This window comes from Streptomyces wedmorensis (assembly GCF_000716445.1).
GTDB lineage: Bacteria > Actinomycetota > Actinomycetes > Streptomycetales > Streptomycetaceae > Streptomyces > Streptomyces wedmorensis.
Map to the genome: position 1 here is coordinate 1 of NZ_JNWK01000201.1, position 275 is coordinate 275.

Below are 275 nucleotides of genomic sequence, written 5' to 3' on the forward strand. Positions count from 1 at the left end.
GGCGAACCGGGCGTGGGAGTTGAGGGAGCGCAGGCGCTGTGCCCATACGGCGTGGGCGGTCTTGATGTTCTGTGCCTCGTCGGCCACCACCATCGACCAGCGCTGCGCGAGCAGGGCTGTGTGGCGGGAGGGCAGGGCCTGGTAGGTCATCAGGACGATCGCGTGGGGTTCCAGGTGGTGGAGGGTGGAGCGCGGGCCGTGCAGGACGCGGACGGGGGTGCCCGGCGCGGTGGCGGTGATCTCGTCCTTCCAGTGGTTCAGCACTGAGAGCGGCG

At 70.5% G+C, this 275-nt stretch carries 1 protein-coding gene; it reads right to left on the reverse strand.

The features are described from left to right. Positions 1-275 (reverse strand): SNF2-related protein (locus OO54_RS41100; RefSeq protein ID WP_245236761.1); only part of this gene is annotated, 275 nt, incomplete at both ends.